18 protein-coding genes are annotated in these 26,284 nt (G+C 68.8%); 5 read left to right on the forward strand and 13 right to left on the reverse strand.

All coding sequences use genetic code 11. The annotated features are described in order from the left end of the window. Window positions 1-26: 26 nt before the first annotated feature. A complete protein-coding gene (locus tag ACFZBB_RS24880) occupies window positions 27-5,606 on the reverse strand; it encodes a DUF4011 domain-containing protein (RefSeq protein WP_391126337.1) in 5,580 nt (1,859 codons plus the stop codon). Between the two features lie 308 nt (window positions 5,607-5,914). Between ACFZBB_RS24880 and ACFZBB_RS24885 the strand changes: the two genes are divergently transcribed. Beyond that, window positions 5,915-6,322, forward strand: coding sequence for a hypothetical protein (locus ACFZBB_RS24885; RefSeq protein ID WP_391126340.1), 408 nt, complete (start codon window positions 5,915-5,917; stop codon window positions 6,320-6,322). Between the two features lie 13 nt (window positions 6,323-6,335). On the opposite strand, the gene ACFZBB_RS24890 is transcribed toward ACFZBB_RS24885, so the two are convergent. Continuing rightward, window positions 6,336-9,611 carry a type ISP restriction/modification enzyme gene (locus tag ACFZBB_RS24890; protein ID WP_391126342.1) on the reverse strand — a complete coding sequence of 1,092 codons (3,276 nt, stop codon included), beginning with the start codon at window positions 9,609-9,611 and terminating at the stop codon, window positions 6,336-6,338. A gap of 389 nt (window positions 9,612-10,000) precedes the next feature. On the opposite strand from ACFZBB_RS24890, the gene ACFZBB_RS24895 reads away from it, so the two are divergent. Continuing rightward, window positions 10,001-11,773: a hypothetical protein gene (locus tag ACFZBB_RS24895; RefSeq protein WP_391126345.1), complete on the forward strand. Its 1,773-nt coding sequence runs from the start codon at window positions 10,001-10,003 to the stop codon at window positions 11,771-11,773. A gap of 161 nt (window positions 11,774-11,934) precedes the next feature. On the opposite strand, the gene ACFZBB_RS24900 is transcribed toward ACFZBB_RS24895, so the two are convergent. After that, complete coding sequence (locus ACFZBB_RS24900) at window positions 11,935-12,684, reverse strand: DUF6928 family protein (RefSeq protein WP_391126348.1); 750 nt, start codon at window positions 12,682-12,684, stop codon at window positions 11,935-11,937. Between the two features lie 134 nt (window positions 12,685-12,818). On the opposite strand from ACFZBB_RS24900, the gene ACFZBB_RS24905 reads away from it, so the two are divergent. Continuing rightward, on the forward strand, window positions 12,819-13,361 hold the full coding sequence (locus ACFZBB_RS24905; RefSeq protein WP_391126351.1) for an SMI1/KNR4 family protein: 543 nt from the start codon (window positions 12,819-12,821) through the stop codon (window positions 13,359-13,361). 153 nt (window positions 13,362-13,514) lie between these two features. Here ACFZBB_RS24905 and ACFZBB_RS24910 read toward each other — a convergent pair whose 3' ends face one another. The 5 genes from ACFZBB_RS24910 to ACFZBB_RS24930 form a co-directional block, all read right to left on the reverse strand. Continuing rightward, complete coding sequence (locus ACFZBB_RS24910) at window positions 13,515-13,871, reverse strand: DUF6368 family protein (protein ID WP_391126354.1); 357 nt, start codon at window positions 13,869-13,871, stop codon at window positions 13,515-13,517. Between the two features lie 48 nt (window positions 13,872-13,919). Beyond that, window positions 13,920-16,151, reverse strand: coding sequence for an FG-GAP-like repeat-containing protein (locus ACFZBB_RS24915; RefSeq protein ID WP_391126357.1), 2,232 nt, complete (start codon window positions 16,149-16,151; stop codon window positions 13,920-13,922). 304 nt (window positions 16,152-16,455) lie between these two features. Beyond that, complete coding sequence (locus tag ACFZBB_RS24920) at window positions 16,456-17,610, reverse strand: FG-GAP-like repeat-containing protein (protein WP_391126360.1); 1,155 nt, start codon at window positions 17,608-17,610, stop codon at window positions 16,456-16,458. Between the two features lie 170 nt (window positions 17,611-17,780). Continuing rightward, window positions 17,781-18,245 carry a phage tail protein gene (locus tag ACFZBB_RS24925; RefSeq protein WP_391126363.1) on the reverse strand — a complete coding sequence of 155 codons (465 nt, stop codon included), beginning with the start codon at window positions 18,243-18,245 and terminating at the stop codon, window positions 17,781-17,783. 94 nt (window positions 18,246-18,339) lie between these two features. Continuing rightward, entirely contained in the window at window positions 18,340-18,789 is a 450-nt protein-coding gene (locus ACFZBB_RS24930; protein WP_391126366.1) for a DUF2199 domain-containing protein, read from the reverse strand. A 175-nt stretch (window positions 18,790-18,964) separates the two neighbouring features. On the opposite strand from ACFZBB_RS24930, the gene ACFZBB_RS24935 reads away from it, so the two are divergent. Further along, the gene (locus ACFZBB_RS24935; RefSeq protein ID WP_391126369.1) at window positions 18,965-19,474 is read left to right on the forward strand and encodes a hypothetical protein; all 510 of its coding nucleotides are present in this window, start codon (window positions 18,965-18,967) and stop codon (window positions 19,472-19,474) included. Window positions 19,475-19,520: 46 nt separating this feature from the next. Here ACFZBB_RS24935 and ACFZBB_RS24940 read toward each other — a convergent pair whose 3' ends face one another. The 4 genes from ACFZBB_RS24940 to ACFZBB_RS24955 all read right to left on the reverse strand — a co-directional run bounded on the left by ACFZBB_RS24940 (window position 19,521) and on the right by ACFZBB_RS24955 (window position 23,555). Beyond that, a complete protein-coding gene (locus tag ACFZBB_RS24940) occupies window positions 19,521-20,192 on the reverse strand; it encodes a response regulator (RefSeq protein WP_391126372.1) in 672 nt (223 codons plus the stop codon). Further along, a complete protein-coding gene (locus tag ACFZBB_RS24945) occupies window positions 20,189-21,451 on the reverse strand; it encodes a histidine kinase (RefSeq protein ID WP_391126375.1) in 1,263 nt (420 codons plus the stop codon). The genes ACFZBB_RS24940 and ACFZBB_RS24945 overlap by 4 nt, the downstream gene beginning before the upstream one ends. 356 nt (window positions 21,452-21,807) lie before the next feature. Then, on the reverse strand, window positions 21,808-22,626 hold the full coding sequence (locus ACFZBB_RS24950) for an ABC transporter permease (protein WP_391126379.1): 819 nt from the start codon (window positions 22,624-22,626) through the stop codon (window positions 21,808-21,810). Beyond that, window positions 22,626-23,555: an ATP-binding cassette domain-containing protein gene (locus ACFZBB_RS24955; RefSeq protein WP_391126382.1), complete on the reverse strand. Its 930-nt coding sequence runs from the start codon at window positions 23,553-23,555 to the stop codon at window positions 22,626-22,628. The genes ACFZBB_RS24950 and ACFZBB_RS24955 overlap by 1 nt, the downstream gene beginning before the upstream one ends. A 527-nt stretch (window positions 23,556-24,082) precedes the next feature. Between ACFZBB_RS24955 and ACFZBB_RS24960 the strand changes: the two genes are divergently transcribed. Further along, window positions 24,083-24,394, forward strand: a complete 312-nt coding sequence (locus tag ACFZBB_RS24960) for a hypothetical protein (protein WP_391126385.1) — start codon at window positions 24,083-24,085, stop codon at window positions 24,392-24,394. A 13-nt stretch (window positions 24,395-24,407) separates the two neighbouring features. Here ACFZBB_RS24960 and ACFZBB_RS24965 read toward each other — a convergent pair whose 3' ends face one another. Continuing rightward, entirely contained in the window at window positions 24,408-26,231 is a 1,824-nt protein-coding gene (locus tag ACFZBB_RS24965; protein WP_391126388.1) for an alkyl sulfatase dimerization domain-containing protein, read from the reverse strand. Window positions 26,232-26,284 lie beyond the last annotated feature (53 nt).

A 26,284-nucleotide genomic window follows, 5' to 3' on the forward strand; every position in this document is an offset into this window, starting at 1 on the left:
GAGAGAGCGGCTCGCTCCAGCGTGAGTCAGTCCCGTACATGGCGAATACGGACATGGCTGCGGCCGCCTCGGCCGTCGGTGTACTCGACGCGGGTGCCCGCCTCGCGCCACAGCAAGGCGGCACCGAGCTCGGTGAACGGGCTCAGAACCTGGATGCCGTCAATGATCGGCCGCTGCGAGGTGATCTCGTACTCCTCGACGGCGTCGGTGCCGTCGAAGATCAACCCCACCAACCGGCCGGGGGCCACCACCGTGCGGCCGGAGGTCCGCTGCGCGGTGGGCACCGCCTGGAGCACCCTCTGCAAGTACCCGGCCCGCTCTTCGAGCTGCTCTCGGCGCTTCTCACGCTTGCGCCGGCCGTCGTCCGCTTCACGCGGTACAGGTAGCTGCAGTTCTGCCAGAGCCACGCGGATTTGAGTCAGCTCGTGCGTGAGGCGCTGGCGCGATGTACCCGCGAGAGCGGTGATGGGGAAGGTCTCCCGCGTCACCGAGATGGCTGGACAGTTGTGGGTAGCGCCAATCGGCGGACGGACGGGGGAGCGACGCCGCGCCGCGCCGCTCGCAGATTCACCGTTGGAGCGTGCGGCCGGCGCGGAGACTTCCGGCAGAACCGACCCTTGGGGGGCCATCGTCGTGGTGTGTTCGATGGGCCGGATGACCGGGGTATCCGGCACGACAGCACGCGCTATCGCGCTTTCGACCGCTGTGCGTAGCCGAGACTCGGCTCCGGCGCGGTCGCGGTACCAGTCAGTCCCCCATATGCGGTGGAGCTCCCAGCCGAGGCCGCGCAGCACACCCTCCCGAAGCCTGTCGCGGTCTCGTGCCGCCTTCGATGAGTGGTACATGGCGCCGTCGCACTCCACGCCGAGCACGAAACGCCCTGGAAGCTTGGGGTGGCGGATGCCGAGATCGATGCGGTAGCCGGCGACTCCGACCTGTGGCTGTACGTCGTATCCCAGCTTTTGCAGAACGGCGAGCACCGACTCCTCGAACGGACTCTCCGGCTGGGCATCTCCGTCCACCACCGATGGGGCCAGGGCTGCCAGGCCACTCTGGGCGTACCGGAGGTAGCGCTGAAAGTATCGGAAGCTCTCGCTGGCGGTCTCCCGCATCTGCCCCGGGTCGAAGGAGGCAATGACCTCCATCCGGTAGCGGGCCCGAGTCGCGGCGACGTTGAGGCGACGCCACCCGTCGGGCTTGTTCATCGGGCCGAAGTTCATGGAGAACTTGCCGTTCGCGTCCGCCCCGTACCCGACGGACATGATCATCACATCGCGTTCGTCGCCCTGCACGCTCTCCAGATTCTTCACGAAGAAGCCGTCCAGTCGGCCCTCGGAGAAGCTGTCATCGAGGTCGGGCCTGGTGCGTCGGGCGGCGTCCACCGCATCCTGGATCGCCACCGCCTGCGGCTGTGAAAGTGCCACCACGCCCAGTGACTTGCCTTTGCGGGTGGTGAAGTGGTGGAGCACCCGTCGTGCGACCTCGGCTGCCTCGCCGGGGTTGTCCCGTGCCGCGCCGCCGGACCGGTAGACGCCCTCCGGCGCGCGGAAGAACGCGACACCGACATCGTCTCCTTCGGCGTGGGCGCCGGGGAAGGTGGTCATCGACTCCTTGTAGAACTCGTGGTTGCTGAAGGCGATCAGGGCTTCGTGGCGGCTGCGGTAGTGCCACCGCAGCGACAGGCTGGGGAGCAGGCCGCTCGCTTTGCACATGTCGAGCACGGAATCGAACCGCTCCGGCAGCTCTTCGTCTTCGGCGTCCGCGTCGTCATCGCCGGTCGAGGAGAAGAAGGATGTCGGAGGCAGCTGCTTCTGGTCGCCCGCGACGATGAGTGAACGTCCGCGGTAGACGCAATTCACAGCGTCCTGAGGGAGGACCTGCGACGCCTCGTCGAAGATCACGACGTCGAAGTCGATGTCCGGTGGCAGGAAGCGGCTGACTGTCAGAGGACTCATCATGAAACACGGCTTGATCAGCCGCACGGTGTCGCGAGCCGTGTTGAGCACCTCCCGTACCGGTTTGTGCCGACTCTTCTTCTCTGCCTCTCGGCGGATCAGTACGGCCCCTGGCTCGATCACTGTCCGAGGGCGACGTGCGTCGCAAGCCTGGATGACCCGATTACGGGCGTGATCGGTAAGCTTGGCGTCCAGCTGCTGGAACCGCTTCACCAGTCCATCGCGGTCGACGGCGCGTGTGATCGCCAGCCGCTTGTCTGCGCCCAATTGCCCATCGGCCCAGGCCCGCAGCACCGCTCGTTCCACTATGCGGGGAAAGTCGTCAGGCGCGACCCTTCGGCGTACCGCACGGTCGACCAGGTCGCCCAAGCCCAGCTCGTCGAGAACGCTGCGCCCTTCGTCGTAGGCACGCCACTCGTCCGGACCGCCTCGATCAGTGCCCAGGACTTCGAGAGCCCGCCGCGCGGCGTATCCGCTCAGCTGCAACGCCGCACGGAGAGGGACTGCCCGCTCCGCACGGAACAGGTCGACCAGACCCTCGGACGTTTGGGACCACCTTCGTTCCGCGGCCTCCAGCTCGGGATCGGCGTCGGCTTCGTAGAGGACCTCGGCGACCGCTGCTCCCAACACTGCGCTTCTGTCCATGCCACAGGCAGTACGGAGATCAGCGACCCACGCGACGGCCGCCGTAAGCGCGGTCCCGCCAGTTGCACGACCCTCGTAGAGATCACCGAGCCGCTTCCGATCGGCATCCGCTGTGGACTCGAAAGCAGCGGACGCAGATCGCGCGTCCCGCACCCTCTGTACTGCGGCGCGGGATGCGGAAAGTGTCCACACTCCCGGAGCGAGATCCCCACCGCCGCCCGCCGCTGCGGTCTCCTCAACGATGCGGATGAGCGGTTCCGCCGCCCGCAGCGGTGCGAGATGCGCCCGGCTCCAGGCCGCGGCCGCGAGCAGGCTGCCGGCTTCCAGCTCGTATGAAGGCCCCGGAGTCGGTGGGAGCACCAGCGAGTTCCGCCACTTGGCCAGCCACGCAACCGTCTCTTCGGCGCTCCGTTGCGCCGCATGTCGAGGTGCACCGCCGGCGGCCAGCTCACGAGCCAGCGACTCCCGACTGAGCACCCGGGGAGCGAGCGTCACGATCTCCTCGGCCCGGACGGCTATGGCATCCAGGGTGGCGAAGTCGGTTTCCTCACCCTTCCACAGCGGGCCCAGTGCCGGAGCGTGGCTGCGCGTCGCAGCGCCGAGCGCCTGCGCGGCCTGCTGCCACGCCACGGCAGCCGGCAGCGCGCCGACTACGGCCTTGGTGACTTTGCCCTCTCCGACAACCCAGGATCTGACAAGCTGGCGATCAGCTCGCCGAGCAGCCGAAAGGGTCCCTGCAATGGAGCGGTGCACGGTGGCAAAGCGCTCAGCGACCTCACCCAGCGATTGTTCGGCCAGCACCCGCTCGTTGAAGATCGCACCCGCTTGTTGCCGGGCCGCCACCAGCACTCGCACCGACTCCCGTAGGGCCTGAACAGCCCTACGGGCGTCAGCAAGCCCCTCAGCCGTGAGCCAGGAAGGGAGCGGCTTCGCGTCGTCCGGAAGTGCGGCGAACGCCGCAAGGCGGCCGAGACGGAGGACTTCCTCACAGGTCTCCGGCTCCGGCAACCCGTACATACGAGCTACGGAAGCCATCGATCGGGCCGCCTGCTCCAACCCGACCGCATCCCTCTCCAGCCGTGTCGCGAGATCTCGGACGTCATCGGCGGTGAGCTGAGTCAAGTCCACTTGTGCTGGAACCAACGAAGAAAGGGCTATCTCATCAGGACTCGGCTCCGGATCCACGCCTTGAGGCAACCGATCCCAAACGGAACCAAGCGTCCGCTCGGCGGGACGTTCGGCCTCCGTCACCGCTTTCATTCGCTCCAGAAAGGCCCGCACATCGTCGCCCAGCGACTCCGGATCCGCCGTAAGCCATTCTCGGGGCACGGGCGGGCGCCTACCCGCAATCCGTAGCACCTCTGTCAGTCGGGCAGCGGCCCCGGGACCCTCCCAGTCCAGCGCGCTCAGCAGGTCGCCATGAACGCTGAGGGCCGAGTCGAGTTGGCTCAGCGCTTCGGAGGCCAGGTCCAGCGCCAGAAGAGGATTCCCGCTGTCCTTCAGGCCGTACCAGGAGAAGCCGGTGCCTTCCAGCGCCGGGCGCCAGGATGCGGCTACTTGGACCGCGGCGTTCTCCGCGTCGCTGAGAAGCTGCTCGGACAGCGCGCTTGCGTCGAAAGAGTCGTTCGCCGGCAGTGGGTCGGCTGTGTCCAGCAGCGCTATTCGTCCCAAGGCATCATGCAGGGACATCCCGAGCCCCGGCCTGATGTCGTTCATCGCCGACGCGTATTCGGAGAGCTCCTCGCGCAGCTTCCTTGCACGCCCGAGTTCCACCTGACTGCCGCCGGACAGGGTACGGCGCGGAGCTGCGAGCGCCCTGCCGAGCTCCTGCGCCACCTGCTTGCGTCCGGCAGTGTTGCTGTGCAACGCCAGAACGTAATCTCCGAGGCCGACATCACTCAGGCGATTGCGAACCACGTCGAGAGCTGCGGCCTTCTCGCTCACGAAGAGCACAGTTCGGCCCTGTTCGAGTAATCCGGCGATCATGTTGGTGATCGTCTGGCTCTTACCCGTTCCTGGCGGGCCGTCCATCACGAAACTACGCCCGTCGAGCGCTGCGGCGACACACTGCCGCTGTGACGAGTCGGCGTCCAGGACCATCGGGGCCTTCTCGGGCGGCTGCACCGTGTCAATACGCTCGATGTCAGCAGGCTCAAAGTCGAACGTCGCGGCCGGAAGACCGGAATCCGCGCCGAGGCCTAGAGCACGGACCAGGCTGCTGCCCATAACCCGGTGCGCGTTTTCCAACAGGTCCCGGTACATGACCTCTTTGCTGGAATTGAAGGTGTCCAACACGATGCGCGTCGTCACTGTCCAGCCTCGGTGTTTCGCCACCGCTCGCCGCACGCTGTCGATCAGGTCCGGGATGCTCGCGAGCTCCACCTGGTCAGGACGCGGCCAGTCGACACTGAGCTCGCCCATCTTGATGCCGAGAGCCGGATTGAGCACCGGCTCCTCATCCGTGTTGAGCTTGAGGACGTAGGTATTTCCACGCCGCTCCAGCACTACAGGGACCATGACCAAGGGCGAGCTGAGACCCTTCTCCGCAGAAGGCGTGGGCTTCCACTCGAGGAAGCCCACGCCGAGATGCAGCACCCACAGGCCGTAGTCGTTGTACTTTTCGCGCGTCACCACCGCCAGGCGTTTGAGATGACGGTCCTGCTCGACCTGGGAAGTCTTGGAGGTGGTCAGGCTCACGGCCGGCCGACGGCCGCCCACTCCCTGGCGAGAGGCAGGAGTGTCAATGGGTCGGCTGTCCGCGGGGAGCGCCACCGAATTAGTCTTGGCCAGCGCCACTCCTCGGCCGGGCGCTCTCTCGTCATTCGTCTCAGCCTCCTTCACCTCGGCAAAGCCACAGACGCGGCTGAGCCCTTCGAGGACTGAGAGCAGGCCAGGCGCGGCGATATCCATCCCGACCGACGTCGACCGACGCTGGTAGCTGAGCAACCGGTTGCGGAAGCTGAGATCGATGAGCGAGTCCCGCCAGGAACCCAGCAGGTTCTCCAACCGCTTCCGATCCGCCGGGCCCATCGGAGGTCGGACATTCATACGGCGGAGCTCCTCACAGTGGCACTACGGCAGTTGTGGAGATTTAGTGAACGGAGCATAGCGGCGCATGGCCGCATGCGTCCGTGATTGTCCGAAGTCGAACTGGTTCTGCGCGATGCCAGGTATACGAAGCGCTCGTGGCCCTGTGCGCAGCGCCCCCGCAGTGAGACCGGCCCATCTCGCGCGCCACCTTGCGCAACTTCCAACAGCTCGCCAGGCGGAGTGGAGACGCACTGCTGTCCGTGCAGCGTGCTAGGCATGGCTTCATGCACTCTGCCGCACCCCTGCCTCACCTGGATCTCACGGAAGCGCAGTGGAGACTCCTGGCACGGCTGGCCGAAGGATCGGTCCCGGACCCGAGCGATCGGACGGCCTTCGTCGAGGCGTTGGCCTTGGACGGGCTGGATGCGGATCTGGCCCGGGAGGACCTGCCGACGCTCCGCTGGATGAAACTGGTCGACCTGGCCGACGGTTCGCTGGCGCTCACGGATCTGGGCGCTGCCGTCCACTTCCGGGCGTTGTACGAGTCCTCGCAAGAGAGGCTGGCCGAGATCGCCCGCCTGGCCGACCTGCGCGAAGCGGTGGCCCCGCACTTCGCACGGGCGGTGCGGAGTGTGGCTGATGGCTCCTGCTCACTGCCAGAGGCGCTGGCGGGTATGGACGAAACCCCGTGATTTGCGGTTGGGGTCACGGCACCTCGTGCCCCTCGAAGAGGACATCGACCGCAGCGTGCCGCGCCTTCCGGGCAGCCGCGGCAACAGGCCACACTCCAGCTGCAGTCAGCTCCGCCTCCGTGATCACGGGGCTGGCGAGAATCTCCCCCAACAGCTCGCTCTGGCGCGGTTCGAGGTCGGTGATCCGGCGGAGTACGGAGAGCAGTTCAATGAGTTCCGTCGTCCATTCGTGCGGCCAGCGCTCCGCGTGGATGTCGTCCAGCGGGCTCGTCCGCTTGCTGGTCGGCGCAGCCTTCCGGTATCCGAACCACTTGCTGATGATCTTCATGCCGCCGACGTCGTACGCCCACACGGCGTCGGGAATGGGAGCGAATGACCCGTCCCCGAGGTGGAGCGTCCTTGTCGCTGCGTCATACTCCAGTCGATCGGGAATGCGGCTACCGATCTGCGTCAAGTAGCGGACCTGCCGCTCGTCCCCCAGAGGGAACTGCACTTCACCGGCGAGCCGTCCGAGCGCGGGGTCGGCGCACCGCTCGCCATAGGTCGCGGCCCACAGGATCTCCCTGCCGAGTCCGACGGCGCGTGTCCACAACGCTCCTTCTCGGGTGAGCGGTATGCGTACGCCTGGAGTCAGCAGTTCCTCGGCGAACCTTTGTGTGAAGGCGCCGTGGCCGGTCACAGCCACGACATAAGCGGCGAGGTCAGCGGCCGTGACTCGGTCCTGGTTCGTTGCGCGCGCCAGGTACGGGAGCAGTCCCGGTGGCAAGTTCGGCGAACCATCAGGGTGCAGGAGCGGCAGAATCCGTCCTCCGCGACCGTTGAAGTGGTGCGTATCGGGGACGAGGTGTGTGGCCACGATCGCGGGGCCGGAGTCGATCTCATGGGACGACTGCTGGTTGAGAAAAATCTGCCCAGCCTGGAGGGACGCCCACAGGTCGGGGCGCGGGTAGTCGAGTACGCGGTTGTCGGCGATCAGCCACTGACGGTCGAAGCTGCGGAGCGAGATACGTATGAGGTTCGGTCTGGTGTCGGTCTCCTGCGCCAACGAATGCAGGTGGACAGGCTGGCCCGGTAACGGCTCTCTTCTGGTATTCAGATCGCTGTCTCGCGTCTCCTTGAATTGCTTGGCCTTGAGGGCCGGGTCGCCGCTTCTGATCAACGTGGTCCACCGTCGGCGAAGTACGTCGTCCGATGGATCGCTCACCCACGAGCGGTTGGACTTCGCTCCAGGGCTCCCCCACGGGAACAGGTCGTCCAGCGCTGGGAAGTCCTCCCAACCGGACTGCGTCACAGGTGTGAAGGGCCGCGGGCTCCGGGAGTGGGCGTCACGCCAGCCGTCGTCGTCGATCTGCGCCGCTTGCAGCTGGGCGAACTTTTCCGCCCGGCGGCCGGCGAGGGCCCGGTAATGCACCCTCGCCCGGTGGCCCTCATCCCGTTCGGCTGCCGCCTTGCGGACGAATATGGAGATCGCTAGTGGCTGCGCTACGCCTGGGAAAGGGCGTGTGGCCACGTCGGAGCGGTGTCCCTCCGGGGACAGGTTGATGATCCAGCCCTCGTCACAGGTGCGCCGCAGATACTCCCGCATACCCCGGCCTCCAGGACCAGTGGCCCAGCCTGAGGGCGTGATGAAGCAGACCACGCCGTGGCGTTCGCCGTCGTCCGCGTCGAAGACCTTCCAGGTGGCCCAGCGCCAGAAGTACACGTACATGTTCTTGAGCACGTGCTCGTAACGCCCGTTGCCTGGATAGCGGAAGGCGTCGAGCAAGGGCACCTCGGCGCGGTCGGTGCGCTTCTCCACCCAGCCGCCGCGGTCTTCGGCCTTGTCGTCGTAGGGCGGATTCGCGATGACGACGGTCACGGGAACGTTGGCCTTGACGTTGTTGGCTCGCCGTCGGGACTCGGACAGGGCCTCGTAGGTGGAGGCCAGATATTCGTCCTCGACAAACGGGTTGTCGAGCGTGTCGGTGACGAAGAAGTTGAGCCCTCCGTCAGGCAGCGGGGCCTCGTAGCGCTTGAGCAACTCGGAGGCCCGTAACTCCGCGACGGCGAACGGTCCCATCTGCATCTCGAACCCGTACAGCCGCGGCGCAAGGCGGGAGATGGCGTCGGCGGACATCGCGTGTCCGGAGCCTTCAGCGGCCTGCGCGGCGACCCGTTCGATGATCGTATGGAGAAAAGTCCCCGTGCCCATGGCGGGATCGACGATCCGAACGCCGTCGCTTCGGAACCCGTCGGACTGGCCGAGACGCGTACGGAGCACGTCTTCGGTAAGGCGCACCATCTCCTGAACGACCTCGTGCGGGGTGTAGTAGGAGCCGCTCCGCTGGCGCAGTACCGGGTCATAGGTCGTGAGGAAGTGCTCGTAGAGATGGAGGTAGGCGTCACGGTTGCCGGTGCGGATGGCCGGCCAGTCCACCTGGGCAATGGTTCGACGTAACAGTTCCAACGTGACGGTGAACCGCTCGTTGACGTTGTCGGTGAGGAGTTGGAGGGCCTTGCCCATGAGAGCGTGGTCGGCATCGAGGCGGCGCCCGATGTCGTGGAGGCCGATTCCCTCTTCAAGCACACCCTCGGAACGGGCGAGCAGCAGGGCGAAGGTGACGGCCTGGGCGTAGCCGTCGGCGAAGGTCGCGTCGTCCGCGGACGGGAACAGCATCCGCCGCCAGTCGTTCTTGAGCCCCGTGAACGGCCGGGCACGGACATCATCGTCCCGCTTGGACGATCGGGCCTCGGCCGACAACTGCTCGAGGACGGCGGCGCGGAGCAACCGGCAGAGCGGAGCGACGTGCTGCACGAGCCGGGCGACGCGTTTGATGGCCGGAGGTTTCCACACAAGGAACTGCTTCAGCAGCGCATCCAGTGCGCCCGGGTCCGCCGGCGCGAGACTTTCACCCGCCGAGCGGAGCGATCCTGTGAAGCAGACCGTCTCGCCGAGCTGCCGCCCGTCGCGGAACAGTCGCCACTCAGTGCCGTTGGAGTACAGCAGGTTAGGCAGGTTCCGGAGCTTTTCCCACTGCTCCCGGTTGCTCTTGCCAAAGGTGTCGGGATCGACCGACAGCCCCGGCTTCTTGAGCTCGATGTAGCCCGCTAACTCACCGCTTGCACGGATGGCGTAGTCGGGTCGGACGCCAAGGTCGGGGACACGGAACTCGTCGTGCCAGGAGATCTCGTGCTGTTGGTGATGCTCGCCAACGGCCTGGAGCAGCGCCTCAAGCGGTGCGCGTATCGCGGCTTCCGGGCTGCCGCCGCCCGACAGTTTGACCTTGCAGGCACGTCCGAACTCCGACACGGCAGCGAGCAGCCAGCTGTCTAACCCCCCTGACATCTTCCCCCCAAGGATCGCGTCAGGGCGCCGATGCTATCTACGTATGGTCATCAGGGAAAGACAGATGGTGATATGCGGTCGAACCGCCGAGGCACTGGGGGGCGCACTCGCCCCGAGCGGCGTAGTCGCGCCGCAGCGCCATAGTCGCCACCACGCTCTGCCTTTCGCCAACCTCAGCCACTGACCGCTCCATAGCCCAGCCGCCAGCCGCGAAAACTGTGACTCGGCCCGAGGGAATCTAAAAGTGAGTCCCGTAGGTGAATCCAGGCTCGCTGCGGGGCGGCCTCCCGTACCCTCCGGCAGGGAACGCTTACGGCGTCGGGCTGTTCCACGCCGCTGGGGGAGGACATCGCATGCAGGATTCTTCGGACTCGATGGAGGCCGCCGAGCCCGAGGAGAACGGCCGGGGTGACACCGCCGACGCATGTGCTGCGGACAGTCCGGCGTCGCCCTCTGGCAGCGACTCGGCCGCGACATCGACAGTCCTGGTAGAGGTCCGGCCGGCGGTTGTTGTCGCTTTCGGGGAAGTCCCCGCAGAGCTCATTGCGGAACTCAAGCTCGATCCGCTGGACATGGGGCTCATATCGGTCGACGACCGCACACGCCTCTCGACAGCAGCCCTGGCCTCGATCGGCAACGCGGCGACAGTGGGCGGCAACCTCGGCTCCGCGTTCGCCAGCGTGGAAGGGATCTATAGGCTCGGCGAGACGACGAGGGCGTTTTTGAGCGCCGGTGGAGCACTCGCGGCCAAGGACGGTGCGAATCTCGGAGCGGTGATCGCCAACGGCCGGATAGTCCATCAAGCCCGCTTGATCCCTGTGACTGGGGTGAGCGCAGCCGAGTTCGCGGCCGCGACCGGGCCCGCGCTGGCCATGGTCGCGCTTCAGGCGATGCTGAGCGAAGTCACCGGCCTCGTGAGGACGAACATCGCGCTGACAAGCGAAGTCCTCACGTCCTTGCGCAACGAGCAGTGGGCCGAACTGACCTCGCTCGTCGACACCGTCGACCGCGCGGTCAGTCGCGCGCGTGAGCTCGAATCGGTCACGACGACCGAGTGGGAGAAGGTCGCAGCCAAAGAGGACGCTCTGCGTAAGCAGCGCGAGACATACCGACTGAACGTCGGCGAACATGTTCGGCAGCTCGGTCGGCTGGACACGCCCAGCCGACGTGAATACCTCGAGACGAACGCTAGGGCAATCGTCTTCGACGCCCACGCCCTCCTGTCGTCACTCAAGGCATGGACCGGCTACCAGACGCTCCACGCTGCCCGCGCCAGGGCCGCCGGCCGCGAAGAGGCCGACGAGGCGCGGCTCGTCGAGATCATTGAGCGCGAGACCAGCGAGGAGCTCAACTCCGCCCTGGCACACACGACGAACCTCGTCGACTCGCTGACGCGGGAGCTACGCATCATCGCCGAGCTCCCCGGACGAGCAACAGTGCCGCTGATAGGGAAGCGGAAGGACGCGAAGAAGGCCCGCCTCACCAGTACCCACCTTCTGGAGGCGATCCAACCGCTTGCCGACGCCCTCCACCCGCCGGCCCCTCCGCTCGAGATTCCCGAAGTCGTCTGCGCGCCCACGTCGCTGAATCTCGAACGGTATCTTCGCATTCTGCGCTGGCGCATTGAGGACGGTGAGACCCTCCGCGCCCTCGGCCTCGATGCCCCCGCACGGATCGGAGCGATCCTTGATGGAGCAAAGGAAAAGGTGGCGCCGGCGATGGACAAGGCGGCGGCCAGGAATTTGGTCGCCGTTACGGATCGCCGCATCATCACAGCCAAGGCAAACGCCTTCCTCGGCCAAGGCGAGATCGGTCAGGACATCCCGATCGATCGTGTGCGATACGTCCGGGCACCGGCCACACGAGACGGAAACGGGCGCTCGGTGATCGACCTCATCACGTCCGAAGACAACCTCAGGTGGCTCTTCGATTCCGACATCGACAGCACTCACGTCGCCGCGCTCGCCGCCGTACTGGCCGAGTCGATGAACATCCCGGACGACGAGCGGGCTCAGCTCCAACGACCGCAACTCGCCTCGCTGAAAGCGGGCACCAAAGGCGAGAGCGTCGGTACGGAGTCCGGGGAACCGTCCGGGTCTGATGCCACGGGCGCCGATGCCGAGTAACTCTCAAGCCAAGCTGGACCGGAACCGACCGCACGCACCAATCCCAGTTACGTGCCGTGGCGCTACCTGTTCGGTCCCAGGCGTAGGTGTCGGGCCGGCTGGAGTTCCGCGGTATCAACTTGCCGACGGCTCACCGGCTGAAGCGGCTGGCTTCCTGGCGGTTACACCGCGGTGATGGTGCCGTCCGCCTCAAACCGCAGCACCCGGTGCCGGTGCATGGCCGCCACTCGCTGTTGCATCTCCGCTCTGAGCTTGGCCGCGTCGGGGCCGTTCGGGTTGGTGACGCGGTAGCCGTTCAGCAAGACTGCGCCCGGGTCCACAAGGGCGGGCGACGGTCGGCCCTCCAACACGAACCCTGCGAACGCTCGCAACGCCTCCTCACCCAGTTCGAGGGGGTGGAAGGCCAGTGGGTACGGTGGCTGGTCATCGCCCCACTCCGGAACCGGCTCGACCGGGTGCTCTCCCGCCCAAAACGGCACCTCGAAGTCGTACGGGGCACCGATGTCCTCGACGATCCCACTGTCCGGCGAGAGGCTGAGGGAACGCACCAGCTCGCCGTTCTCCCAGACAGCGAAGGTGAGGGCATCCGAGACGCTGTGCATCGCGTGGAAGAAGACCCGACCCCGGCCGCTCGCTTCCAGCAGATGCTCGGGCATGGCAGATGGGCGGAGGCTCATCAGACGCCGATCACAGACGACGTCCACACCCGAGAAGCTGGCCGCGTAGCAAACGCCGTCGGGCGGATACATCGCCTCCACCAGGGTCGTGCCATCGTCGGGCTCCACAACCCAACCCGGATACAGCCGCTGGAGCAGGTCGGCCGTCGCCGAACCGTCAACGACGTGGGCACCCCGTAGCGCGGACGGCGCTTCCCCGTCCGAAGAGATCAGAAGACTTGTCTTGGCACCCATGACGCCGTCCCACTTCCCCTGCCTTCGTTCCAACGCCCCGACGCTACCCGAGGGTTCTGACATGGCTAGCGTCTCCGATAGCGGAAGCCCCGCGGTTGATCCGGATCCGCCCGACAACTGGCCCTGGAGGCCGCGTGACCGACCTGGCACGGCTCTTTGAGCGCGTACGTGCGCGCGCCGAGCAGCAGTCGGCTGACCTTCCGCCGCGTGTCGGCGAACAAGAGATCGCGCAGGCTGAATCCGTTCTCGGCTTCACGCTTCCACCCGTACTGAACGGGCTGTACCGCCACGTCGCCAACGGCGGCTTCGGCTCCGAGTACCACCTGCTGCCGCTGACCGGGAACGGCCGGACATCTGTCGCCGAGTATGGGCAACTGCGCACAACCGCCGCCGAGTACTGGCCCCACGGTGTCCTGCCGATCCTGGACTGGGGCTGCGGCATGTACGCCGCCGCCGACTGCCTTCACCCCGATGCACCCGTCCTCCTCTTCGAACCCAACGCCGGCCCCGCCGACTGGGCCGACGCCTGGTTCCTGGACTCGCCCTCGCTCACGCAGTGGCTGTCCGCATGGCTGGACGGGACCGGTTGGTGGGAGGAGGACGTGATGGCGGCCAGCAATGTGGTGGAGCCCACGCCCTGGGCCGACGCCGCGGTGCGCATCGCGGCGAAGGGCTGAAACTCCGCAGACGGCCTGCGGAAGGCGATGTGGGCGCCGCATTTCAGTGGAGCGGTTCCAGCCCTGTCAGGAGATAGGCCACGTCAAGGCCCGCTGTGAGGTACCGCTCGAACACCTCGTTGTTCAACGCCCAAGGCGACCGCTTCCGCCGGATCAGGTCCACGGTTCGGTCATCACAGCGAGGATGCCCGGGAGGACAGCCGCAATCGGCAGCTGGTCCTCCCGTAGTTCGGCGTTGGCGACGCCGCCGGCCACGTCCATGACAGCGGCGGTCAGCAAGGCCGCGACGGCGGGGGCGACGTGGTCGGCGGGGTCGGCGGGGTCGGGCCAGAACGCGACGACATCCACGGCGTGGGTCGGGGCGGGGCCCATCAGGGGTTCCTGGTACACCTCGTCGGCGTGTTCGGTGCCGAGGAGCGGTCCAGTGCGGGGACGGCCTCCGCCGACTCGATCGCCAATGCCGGTCCGGCCATGACTCGGAGCGCGTCCAGCCGAGTCATCGTCCCCCATGGATCACGCGGATAGCGCACGAGCTGCTACGCGGCAGGGAGCTGGCGGTCAGAGGGCGGTGTTGTACTGGTGGGCGAAGAGGACTCCGGTGAGCTCTCGTTTGGCGAAGGGGGCGGCGGCGTTTCCGGTGCCGAGGTAGCGCCATGTCGTGCCGGTGCTGTCCCGGGTGATGAGGTCGGGCTTGCCGTCGACGTTGCTGTCGCCGATGCCGAACATCTGCGTGTAGATGTTCCAGCCGGGACCGATCTTCGTGCGCGGGGCGAACGTGCCGTTGCCCTTGCCCGTGTAGAGCCACAGCATGCCGGCGTTGTCCCGGGCGATCAGGTCACCGGCTGAGGAGCCGGCGATGTTGCCGACCGCGACGATCTCTTTGTAGATGTTCCAGCCCGGACCGATCTTCGTGCGGGTGGCGTAGGGCGCCTTGGCGTTCCCGGTGCCCCGGTAGAGCCACAGCGCACCGGAGCCGTCGCGGGCCACGAGGTCCGCACGGCCGTCGCCGGTGAAGTCTCCGGTTCCGGTGATCTGCGTGTAGATGTTCCAGCCCGGACCGATCTTCGTCCGCGCGGCGAACGTGCCCTTGCCCGTACCGGTGTAGAGCCACAGGACGCCCGCGCTGTCCCGGGCGATCAGGTCACCGGCTGAGGAGCCCGCGACGTTGCCGACCGCGACGATCCGGCTGTAGACGTTCCAGCCCGGACCGACTTTGACCCGATCGGAGCCGGTCAGTTGGTGGCTCCCGGGGTAGTACACGGTGTCCTCGCGCCACAGGGCGCCGGAGCTGTCGCGGGCCAGGATGTCCGGGGAGCCGTTGTCGGTGTAGTCGTGCGGAGCGGGCGGGCGCGCGACGGTGAAGCCGCCGCTCACGTTCAGCGTCGGCCCGAGGTTGTCGTACGGCTTCGCCGTGATCTGCCAGGTGTAGGCGCCATTGGGGGCGGAGCCGCTGTCGATCCCCCCCGTCCAGTCCATGAAGATCCGTCCGGCCCAGTCCATCCGCACCCAATCGGTGGTGTTGTCGGTCCGGTCCAGATGCCACCGGCCCACGGCTCCCGTCGCGGTGTGGCGCAGGGTGAGGGTCACTTCGGCGTTACTGCGGGACAGTTGCCACCGCGCCTTCCACGGCGCCGGGTCGAGGGTCGCCACCGCGGGGACGCTGGAGCTGAGGAGAGCGAGCTTGGTCGGAGCTCCCTTGCTGGCGACCATGTCGGCGACCGGCGCGCCGTCGGGGCCGACGGAAACCCGGTACACGCCCTCGCCCTTGGCGACGGTGCCGCCCGTCACGAGCACCGCGCCGTCCGGCGCGGGAACGACGGTGGTGGCGTGGTCCAGGACCTTGCGCACGGCGCCGCCGCCCACCGGGACGGCCCGCAAGGAGAAGTCCCAGTCGGCGGAGCCCGCCCCGAGCGGTGTGTTCGGACCGAACACCGCCCAGTTCCCTACCAGGCCGGTCAGGGGGTAGCCGGGACCCAGCGCGGACAGCCGCGTCACCGTGCCCGTGGCCCGGTTCTCCACGCTCAGCACCGGAGCGTTCCCGGTGCTCACGCTGGACACGTACGCCGGGGACACGGCGGTCGTGAATCCGGCCGAGGCGAGGTGCGACGTGGTCGCGGTACCGGACGCGAGGTCGACCACCGCGAGTCCGTCGGCCGTGGTCCCGCCCGCCGCGGAGGTCTTGTAGGACAGCGCGAGCGCACCGGTCGTGGCGGCCGCCGCCCGCAGTCCGAAGGCACCGCTGGGCAGGCCCGTGACCACCCGGTCGGTCGTGACTCCGTCAGCGACACTCATCAAGTGCGCCTCGGTGCACGTGGCATCCGTGGGATACGGCACCCGGCACGCCACCACCGTCGATCCGACGACCGCGTTCAGGGAACGGTTCCTCCCCAACGGAACGACCGAGATGTCACCGGTCCCCATGTCGTGCAGTTCCACCCGGTGGTCCGTGTCGTACTCGGTGCCGCGCTCCAGGGCCACGACGTCGGACACCGACCCGTGCATCAAGGTCGCGGTGGACCGGCCGATGTCCCTGCCGAGCGGCGTGGTGGCGCCGCCTGCGTACCGGGTCCACAGCAGGTCCGAGTCCTGGCCGATCGAGAGGAAGCCGGTCGTACCGGCGCTGATGACATCCGCCGGAACCGGCAACGTGGGCAGCGCCGAGGGTGCGCCGCCCACTCCGTCCGCGCCGTCCGCTCCGGACTCCGCCGCCGACGGCACCGCCAGTGGGCCCGCGACGACCGCGAGCGCGAGCGCCGCCGTCACGGCCGTCAGCCGTCGAGAAGCGCCCATGCGCGTCACATTTCCTCCTACGGGAGCCGTCGCGCGGAACACGGCGGCGTGGCGCGGGGCGCAAGGAGGGACGGTTCGAACGGTACCGATCCGCCGGGAACGTGAATCCTCCGGCGGCCCCCCACGTTCGAATTCGCCACGATCGTAGCAGTCCACGGTCTCGATCGCCGAGGTCCGCGCGGCGGGCCCGGACCCCGGCAGCTTGGCTGATCTGCGGCTCCGCGCCCCGGCCGACGCCGACAGTGACACCTCATACCTGCTGATCAACTGCGCTGCGCAAGCCGGGAGTTGGCGCGTGCCGGGGTCAGAAGGTGCCGTTGAGGCCGTACCAATCGGCGCCGGTCGCCTTTGCTGCGCGGAGGGTTCCGTGGCCGGTTCCGGAGTAGAGGAGCTGTCGGCCCTCTTCTCCGTCGTGATAGGTCCGGTTGGTGACGGTGTTGAGGTCGTTGACGCCGTCGCCGTCGGTGTCGCCGACGCTGATGAAGGAGTCCATGGCGTTCCAGCCGGGCCCGAGGAGTTTGCGGGTGCCGAAGGTGCTGTGGCCGGTGCCGGGGTAGAGCCAGAGCTTGCCGGTGGTGTCGCGGGCGAGCAGGTCGTTCTTCCTGTCGCCGGTGAGGTCGCCGGGGCCGGTGAGGGCGTTCATGGTGTTCCAGCCGCCGCCGACCAGGCGGCGGTTCATGAGGTGGCTGCGGCCGGTGCCGGGGTAGAGCCACAGTTTCCCGGTCTTGTCCGCGGCCAGGAGGTCGTTGACGCCGTCGCCGGTGAGGTCGCCGACGGCTGCGATGCGGGTCATGGTGTTCCAGCCGGGGCCGATCAGGCGGCGGGCCATGAAGCCGCCGCGGCCGGTGGCCGGGTACAGCCAGAGCTTGCCGTCCTTGTCCCGGGCGAGCAGGTCCTCGATGCCGTCACCGGTGAAGTCGCCGTGCCGGGTCATCGCCGTCATGGAATTCCAGCCGGGGCCGATCAGCCGTCCGCGACCGCTGCTGCCGGGAACGAACCACAGCCGTCCGGCCAGGTCGCGGGACAGCACGTCCGCGTACCGGTCGCCGTCGATGTCCCCGAAACCCGCCTTCACCGGGCTCTTCTCCGACAGCCACCAACCGTAGGACGGCTCTGTGCACTCGCGCTCGGTCTTGAAGAACTTCAGCGAGGTCATCGTCCGCAGATACGAGCCACCTGCGCCTTCCCCCGCACTGCCGGGCTGCTGGCTGGTGTAGGTGCCGTCCGTTCCGTACAGGCACACCACACTCGACGTACGGTTGGCGGTCGACTTCAGCTTGCCGTTGAAGGACCCCAGCGAGGCCAGATTCGTCTTGGTCTTCATCATGCTGCCGGTGGCGCTTTCGCCTTTCCACCCGCAGAAGTAGCCCTTCGGGCACGCGTAGAACCCTGTGGCCGCATGCGCGGGTACCGCGGCCGACACCACCCCCAGCACCGCGCCCGCCGCTGCCACAGCCACAGTCCGAACCGTCACTTTGCGCACCAGCGCACTCCCCCACCCTCACCGTCCCCGCCCCGGAGACATGGCCTGGGAATATAGCCCACCCGGCGGGACACCGATCCGTCGAGCCGACGCCAGGCGGTTGTGGGGGACTTGACGCGATCAGGCGGTGGCCGGCGCAGGGCGGGTCAGTATTCGCCCTTGATCACGAAGAAGGAGCCGCGGATGGTGCCGGCCAGTTTGGATTTTTGGCGGGCGAATTTGAAGTGGGGGGAGAGTTCTTCGGGGACTTCCATGCCCTCGGAGAGTTTGAATCCGACCGCGCGCTTGGCGCCTTCTTCGATGCCGTACATGACGTTGACGGAGAGGCCGGACTCGTAGAAGACGTAGGCCATTCGTAGGCCGTCCACCTCGAAGGAGGTGACTTCGAGGGGGCGGGAGGCGAAGACGAGGTCGCGCTCGGCGGAGAGGATGCGGTGCACCCAGTCGAGGGTTTCGGGTGCTTCGTCCGCCGGGCTGACGGTGAAGACGTGGTCGTATTTGTTCTTGTAATAGCGTGCTTCGTTGGCGCGCAGTCCGGCGAGGGCCTCGGCGACCGGGGAGGATTCCAGGCCGACGGTGGACACGTTCACGAAATCGACGGCGTACGGCACGGGACCTCCTGATGACGACCGGTGAGGGCGACTGTAATGCCACGGTCCTCGGGAACGCGGGCGCCGGGCCATTGCCGGTTTCCCTCGGGCGTGGTCAGGCCGGGTGGAGCACCGCCGTGGCGATCTCGCGGACGCGGGCGGGCGTGATTCCGGTGCGCTGTTCGACGGCGAGGGGGTGGTCGGTGGGTTCGAGCTTGATGAAGGGGCGGGTGCCGAGCGGCCGGGTGTGGACGTTGGTCTTGAGGTCGGTGGTGCTCTCGGGATAGAGGGACAGCTCGGTGCTGAGCCAGCCGAAGTACGGCTTCTCGGCCTCGCGGCCCTCGGTGTCCCACAGGTCGAGGGCGCGGGCGAAGCTGTCCTTGCTCAGGGAGACCCAGACGCCCCACGAGAAGACGTCCTCGCCACCGATCACGGGTATCTCGATCAGGCCCTTGACGAAGAAGTGCTGGCCCCTGATGACGCACTGGTCCGACGACAGCATGCTGTTCGTGTCGGCCTCGAAGACGGGGTCCCAGACGTCCGGGGCGAGGGTCGAGTAGCTCATGGGGAGCTCCGCGTGATGGTTTCCGCAGCACGAACACGTGAAGCCGAGATCGTCAGACATGGCGGGATCCTAGTGGTCACGAAGCGCGAGGCCGCACCCCGAGGTTTCGGGCCCGCGCCCCGGGGATTCCCGTTGCCCGTACGCATCGCCGGGCGCGTACGGGAGGATCGGTTCCATGCCGGACCCGGTCGACTCCCCCCAGCGGATCTGGGACGCCTGCGCCGCGTACGGCGACGCGGTGTTCGACGTCCACGACGAGGTGTCCTGGCAGCGCGAGCGCCGGCTGGAGGGCTACGTCACGTCGCGGATGACCGCTCCCGCGGCGGACGGCCTGAGCAGGGCGCTGCTCGCCCTGAGACTGTTCGCGCTGTCCAACGACGCCGCCGTCGCCACCGGACGCCCCCTGAACCGCGACGAGTTGGCCGCCGTCCCGCTCGCACGCGTCGTCTCCGCGTCCCGATCGCACTACGAACTCTTCGTCGGCTTCGACGCGGTGACACCGGACCCCGCACGGTCCCACTTCCTGAACATCCTCAAGCTGCTCACTTACGAACGGCCGGGCGGCGCACTGACGTTGGCCCGGCTCGACGGGGCGCTGCACACCGTCGTCGACCGGCTCACGGAGCGGTACCGGAATCCCGGTCTCACCGCCGGTGACCTCGGGTCCGGGCGCGGGCCGGGCTGAGCGTGGGACGTGGCGGAAGGGCGGCGGAATACGTACGTTCCGGCGGTCAGCGTTTGGAACGGACCAGGCCGGCGTCGTAGGCGAGGATGACGGCTTGGATGCGGTCGCGGGCGCCGATCTTGGCGAGGACGCGGCCGACGTGTTTTTTGACGGTGGACTCGGAGAGGACGAGGTGGCGGGCGATCTCGGAGTTGGTCCAGCCGTTGCCGATGGCGACGAGGACTTCGCGTTCGCGGGCGCTGAGTTCGCGCAGGCGGGGGTCCTGGGCGGCCGGGGAGTCGGGCGGGGTGAGGACGTGGTGGGCGTGGGCGTCGAGGAGGCGGCGGGTGAGGCTGGGGGCGACGACGGCGTCACCGGTGGCCACGGCCTGGATGCCCGAGACGAGTTCCTCGGGGCCCGCGTCCTTGAGGAGGAAGCCGCTGGCCCCGGCGCGCAGGCCCTCGTAGGCGTACTCGTCGAGGTCGAAGGTGGTCACGATGAGGACGCGGGTACGGCCGCCGGCGGCGACGATCTGGCGGGTGGCCTCCAGCCCGTCCATGCCGGGCATGCGGATGTCCATGAGGACGACGTCGGGGCGCAGTTCGGCCGCCATGCGGACGGCCTCGGCGCCGTGGGTGGCCTCGCCGACGGGGGTCACGCCGGGGCTGCCCTCCAGGAGCATGCGCAGGCCGAAGCGCTGCATGGGCTGGTCGTCGACGATCAGCACGGAGGTGGTCATGGCAGGTGGCTTTCCGCCTTGTGGTCGGTGGGGTCGACGGTCGCGTCGAGTTGGACGTCGACGGTCCATCCGGGCTGGTCGGTGGTCGGGCCGATGGTGACCGTACCGCCGTAGAGGGCGACGCGCTGGCGGATGCCGACGAGGCCGTGGCCGTGCTCGTCGTCCCCGTTGGCGGGCGCCGCGGGTCCTGCGGCGTGCGACGGGGGGCCGGTGTCGGTGACGTGGATCCGTACCGTCCCCGCGTCGGCGGTCACGGTGACCTGCGAGGTGGTGGCCGTACCGGCGTGCTTGAGGGTGTTGGTCAGGGCTTCCTGGACGATGCGGTAGACGGTGAGTTGCAGGCCCTCGCCCAGCTTGGCGAGTTCGCCCGTGGTGCGGTACGTGACCGCGAGGCCCGCCGCGCGGACCCGTGCGAGGAGCATGTCGAGGTCGCCGATGCCCGGTTGCGGTCTGAGCCGCCGGTCCGCGGCGTCGTCGTCCCCGCGCAGGACGCCCAGCACGCGGCGCAGTTCGCCGAGCGCCTGCCGCCCGGTGTCGCCGACCATGCGCAGGACCGGGGTCGAGCTCTCGTTGTTGCGGGCGGCGAGCGTCGAGGCGCCGTCGGCGAGGGTGACCATGACGGAGAGGTTGTGGCCGACGATGTCGTGCATCTCGCGGGCGATACGGGTGCGTTCGGCGGCGGCGGTGAGCCTCGCGCGCTGGTCCCGTTCGACCTCCAGGCGCCGGGCGCGGTCCTCCAGCGCGGTCAGGTACATCCTGCGGGTCCGCAGGGTCAGACCGGTGGCGACGGCGGCGGTCACCAGCCCGAGGAGGAAGAAGAGGACGAGGAACTCGCTGCCCGCGGGCTCCAGGGCGAAGACGTCGACCACATTCGCGGCGGCGGCCACGGCGGTGGCCCAGCCCAGCACGCGCGGGGAGCTGTGCCGGGCGACATTGTGCAGGGCGATGAGCGGGCTGAACGAGGCGACGAGCCCGGCGTCCATCGCGGACTGGACGAGGAAGGCGGCGATCGTCACGACCAACACGGTGGCCGGGGCGCGGCGGCGCCACCACAGCGGCAGGACGAGCGCGGCGAACAGCACGTAGAGGGTGGCGGTCGACGGCGCCCCCTGCGCGTCGGCCGCCGCGACGGCCGCGGACGTGCCGCCGGAGAGCAGGTTGGGCAGGCAGACGCCCGCGAAGAGCAGGACGACCGTGGTGTCCAGCAGCCAGGGGTGGCGCCGGTCGTACTCCCGCAGGAAGCTGCTGCCTTGCAGCATGAGGTTCAGGACCGGGTGCCCCAGTCCCGCCTCGGGCCCGAGGGACGGCACCGGCGTCCCCCGGTCCGGGGCGGCGAAGGCGGTTCGGGGGTCGCGGTCGGAAAATCCGACCCCGGGGCCCCGGTCCCAGGCGGAGACCTCGACCCGCGGGTCCCGCCTCCTGGCCAGAAACCGCGCCCTGACATCCCGGCCCCGAGCCGAGAACCCGACCCTGAGATCCCGGCCCCGAGCCGCGAGCTTGCCCCTGACGTCCCGGCCCCGAGCCGCGATCGTGGCCCTGACGTCCCGGTCCCGGTGCATAAACCTCATTGTCACCGCTGGTGACCCTTCCGACGAACGGTCGGCCGCTGCGACGATCAGACGTCGGACCGCTTCAGCCGGATGGCCGCGGCGGCCAGGGCCACGGCCACCCAGGCGGCGAAGACGGCGAGTCCCGCGCCGGGCGACAGGGAGTCCGACGCCTTGTGCAGGGCGTAGATGGCCGAGCCCGCGTTGCCGGGGGTGTACCGCTCGACCGCGTTTTGGAGCGAGTCGGGCAGCAGCGCGGTCAGGCCGGGCAGCAGCATCAGCAGGCCGACCAGGGCGGCGATGCTCCCGGAGGCGGACCGGATCAGCGTTCCCAGGGCCACGCCGAACACGGCGAACAGCGCGAGGTAGACACCGGCGCCGACCAGGCCGCGCAGCACGCCCTCGTCGCCCAGGGACAGCGCGATGTCGTCGCCGCGCAGGCTCGCCGCGCCCAGGCCGAAGGTGACCACGGCGGCGACCGCGGTGAGGACCAGGACCAGCGAGCCGATCACGGCGCTCTTCGACGCCAGGACCAGCCACCGGCGCGGCACCGCCACGTAGGTCGAACGGACCATGCCGGTGCTGTACTCGCCCGCGGACATCATCACCCCGAGCACGCCGACGATCAGGCCGGTGACGCTCGCGCCCGTCAGCGCCAGGCCGACCGGGTCGTCGGGCGTGCCGGTCGCGTCGGCGCCGGGGGGACGGTAGACGGCGGCGGCGATCACACCGAAGGCGACGAGTACGGCGACCGAGGCCCCCAGGGTGATCCAACTGGAGCGCAGCGAAAGGAACTTGCTCAGCTCCGAGCGCAGGACGCGGCGGCCGGTCACCCCCTGCCCGTCCCGATCGGTGGGTACGGCGACGGCGATCGTGTCGGTGGTCATCAGGCGGCCTTCCGCTCGGTGCCCGCGGGGTCGCTGTGGTACTCCACGGAGTCATGGGTGAGACGCATGAAGGCCGTCTCCAACGAGACGGACTGCGGGGCGAGTTCGTACAGCGCGATCCCGCAGTGCGCGGCGACCGTGCCGATGTCACGGGCGGCCCAGCCGTGGACGAGCAACTCCTCGTCGGAGGAGGACGTGATGGTGACGCCCGGCGCGGCCAGCGCCTCACGCAGCCGGGCGGCCTCGCCGCTGACGACCCGCACCCCGCCGCCGCCGGCCTGGTGCGTGAAGTCCTTGAGCGAGGTGTCGGCGAGGAGCCGTCCGCGCCCGATGACCACGAGGTGATCGGCGATCAGCTCCATCTCGCTCATCAGGTGCGAGGAGAGCATCACGGCCCGGCCCTCGGCCGCCAGCCCGGTCAGCAGATTGCGCACCCACAGCACGCCCTCGGGGTCGAGGCCGTTGACCGGCTCGTCGAGCATGACGGCCTCGGGGTCGCCGAGCAGGGCGGCGGCGATGCCGAGCCGCTGGCCCATGCCGAGCGAGAACGCGCCCACCCGCTTGCCTGCCACGCTGCCGAGGCCCGCCAGTTCGATGACCTCGTCCACCCGGCGGCGCGGAATGCCGTGCGTGAGCGCGAGCGCCTTGAGGTGCCCGAACGCGCTGCGCCCCGGGTGGACCCCCTTGGCGTCGAGCAGGACACCGATCTGGCGCAACGGCGCCCGGTGCCGGGCGTACGGGCGGCCCCCGACGGTCACCGAGCCCTGGGTCGGGGCGTCCAGGCCGACGATCATGCGCATCGTCGTCGACTTCCCCGCACCGTTCGGCCCGAGGAATCCCGTCACCTCACCGGGCTTCACGGAGAACGACAGCCGGTCGACCACCGTCTTGTCCCCGTACCGCTTCGTCAGTTCACGCACTTCGATCATCGGCCTCTGGTCCCCTGGTCCTCTCACGTCCCGCGCACACGCCTCGCGCACGGAACTCACGCGCTCACCGCGTTCGCAGCAGTCGTCGCACCCATCGCAGTCGTCGCAGTCATCGCACTCGTCGAGCACGCGGCGCGACCCGCACCTTCGACGTTACGAGGGCGAGCGGGCGGATTCCTGGAACCGTGGGAGACCCTTCGGCACGGCACTGGTACCGCGGTACCAGTGCGCTCTCATCACCCAGAATGACGGGCGCCGCCCCTTCCGGACCTCCGGCGCACCCCGCGGTGACGGTCCGTGGCCGCGCAGTCGGCCGCGCCGCCGTACGGACCGGGTCCGTCCACCGCCGAGGGGGTACCCCGGTACCACCGGTCCCCGCGAAGTGTCGCCCGCGGTCCCACGGGACGGGCCGCGTCCGCCCGTACCGTCGAATGTGCCGATTCCGGCGGGTTCGTACGGCACCACGCGCGTACGCACTCCGCTGTCGGCGCGCTCCGCCAGCGGCCCACGAACCGGAGGCGACCTCCATGCGCAAAGTCCGTGCTCTCCTGGCCGTCGCGGCCGTCGTCGCCGTCTTCGCGTGGTCCCAACACACCAGGCAACAGACGGCCGCGCTCCCGGACTTACGGGGCCTGTCCCTCACCCGGGCCCAACTGGCCGCCCAGACCTCCGGTTTCCACCAGATCACCAGCGAGGACGCCCTCGGCCGCAACCGCTCCCCCATGTGGTCGAGCAACTGGACCGTCTGCTCCCAACACCCCTCCCCCGCCCGCTACAACGTCTCCACCGTCGTCATCGTGAGCGTCGTGAAGTCCAAGGAGAAGTGCCCGCACCGCTGAACCGCGACCGGACTCACGGCGTGACGAGGGGGAAGTCCGGGTCCGGGGTGGCGAGGAGGGAGAGGAGGCGGGAGAGGGTGTCGGGGGTGCCCTCGGTGGTGACGTTGTCGAGGTTCCGGGTGGCGAGGGCGGTGAGGAGCTGGGCTTGGGTGAGGGTAAGGGTCAGGTCCGCGGTGGTGGCGGTGGGGGCGCCGGGAGTGGACCGGTAGGTGAGGGCGCCGTTGGAGAGGGTCAGGCGCCAGGTGCGGCGGTGGTCGGTGACGTGCCAGTCCATCGTCAGCCGGGTGTCCCAGGCGCGGGGGCCGTCGACGCGGACGGCGAGGGAGTCGATGAGCTGGTCGACGGTGAGGGCCATGGCCATCTCGGGGTTGGCGGTGTCGAGGCGGACCTTGGCGAGGTGGCCGCGCAGCTCCATGGCGCCGGTGAGGTAGAAGTTGCGCCAGGTGCCGTTCTCCGCGCCCTGGCCGAGGCGGTCGTAGACGGCGGCCAGCGCCTCGCGCGCGCCCTGGTGTCCGGGCTCGGCGAACACGGCGTGGTTGAGGAGCGTGGCGGCGAACCGCAGGTCGTCGGCGTCGGCGTACTCCCGGCCCTTGGCCACGAGGGCGTCGGTGCCGCCGTAGTCGGCGGCGAAGCGGCGGGCCTGCTCGACCGGCGGGTGCTCCCACAGGTGGGCCGGGTTGCCGTCGAACCAGCCCATGTAGCGCTGGTAGACCGCCTTGACGTTGTGCGAGACCGAGCCGTAGTAGCCGCGGGCCGCCCACGTACGTTCCAGAGCGGGCGGGAGGGTGAGCTCTTCGGCGATCTCCGGGCCGGTCAGGCCCTGGTTGATGAGCCGCAGGGTCTGGTCGTGGAGGTAGGAGTAGAGGTCGCGCTGCCCGGTGAGGAACGCGGTGATCTCCTCCTGGCCCCAGGTGGGCCAGTGGTGCGAGGCGAAGACGACGTCCGCCTTGCCCTCGAACATCGCCAGGGCCTCGGAGAGGTAGTGCGCCCAGATCCGGGGGTCGCGGACGACCGCGCCGCGCAGGGTCAGCACATTGTGCAGCGTGTGGGTGGCGTTCTCGGCCATGCACAGGGCCCGGTGGTCGGGGAAGAGGAAGTTCATCTCCGAGGGGGCCTCGGTGCCGGGAGTGAGCTGGAAGGCGATACGTACGCCGTCGACCGTCTCCTCCTGCCCGGTGCTGGTGATGTGCACCGTCGGCGGCACCAGGCTGATCGTGCCGGTCGAGGTCGTCGCGCCGAGACCGGCGCCGATCTGGCCCGCCGGTCCCTTGGGCAGCTCCGACCCGTACATGTAGACCGCGCGGCGGGTCATCGCGGTGCCCGCGTACACGTTCTCCGCGACCGCGTGCTCCAGGAATCCGGCCGGGGCCAGGACCGGGATGTCCTGCTCGGTGCCGTGCGGGACGATGGCGCGCGAGCCGCCGAAGTGGTCGCCGTGGGAGTGGGTGTAGACCAATCCGGTGACCGGGCGGTCGCCGCGGTGCTCGCGGTACAGCGCCAGGGCCGCCGCCGCGGTCTCCGTCGAGATCAGCGGGTCGATGACGACGACGCCGCGCTCCCCCTCGACCAGGGTCATGTTCGACAGGTCGAACCCCCTGACCTGGTAGATCCCCTGCGTGACCTCGTACAGGCCGTACCGGGCGCAGAGCTGCCCCTGGCGCCACAGCGACGGATTCGCGGTCGGCGGGCACTGCGCCGCCGTCATGAACGCGTACGCCCCGCAGTCCCACACCACCGACCCGTCCTCGGCCGTCACCGCGGTGGACGCGGGCGCGGCGACGAAGCCGCGGTCGGCGTTCGCGAAGTCCCGGACGTCGTCGAAAGGGAGGTCAGCCATGAGACGAGGCTAGGGCGCTATACGGCTTTTGTCCTCAGGGCGCCGAGGTGAAC

Source organism: Streptomyces sp. NPDC008139 (genome assembly GCF_042957025.1).
Lineage (GTDB): Bacteria > Actinomycetota > Actinomycetes > Streptomycetales > Streptomycetaceae > Actinacidiphila.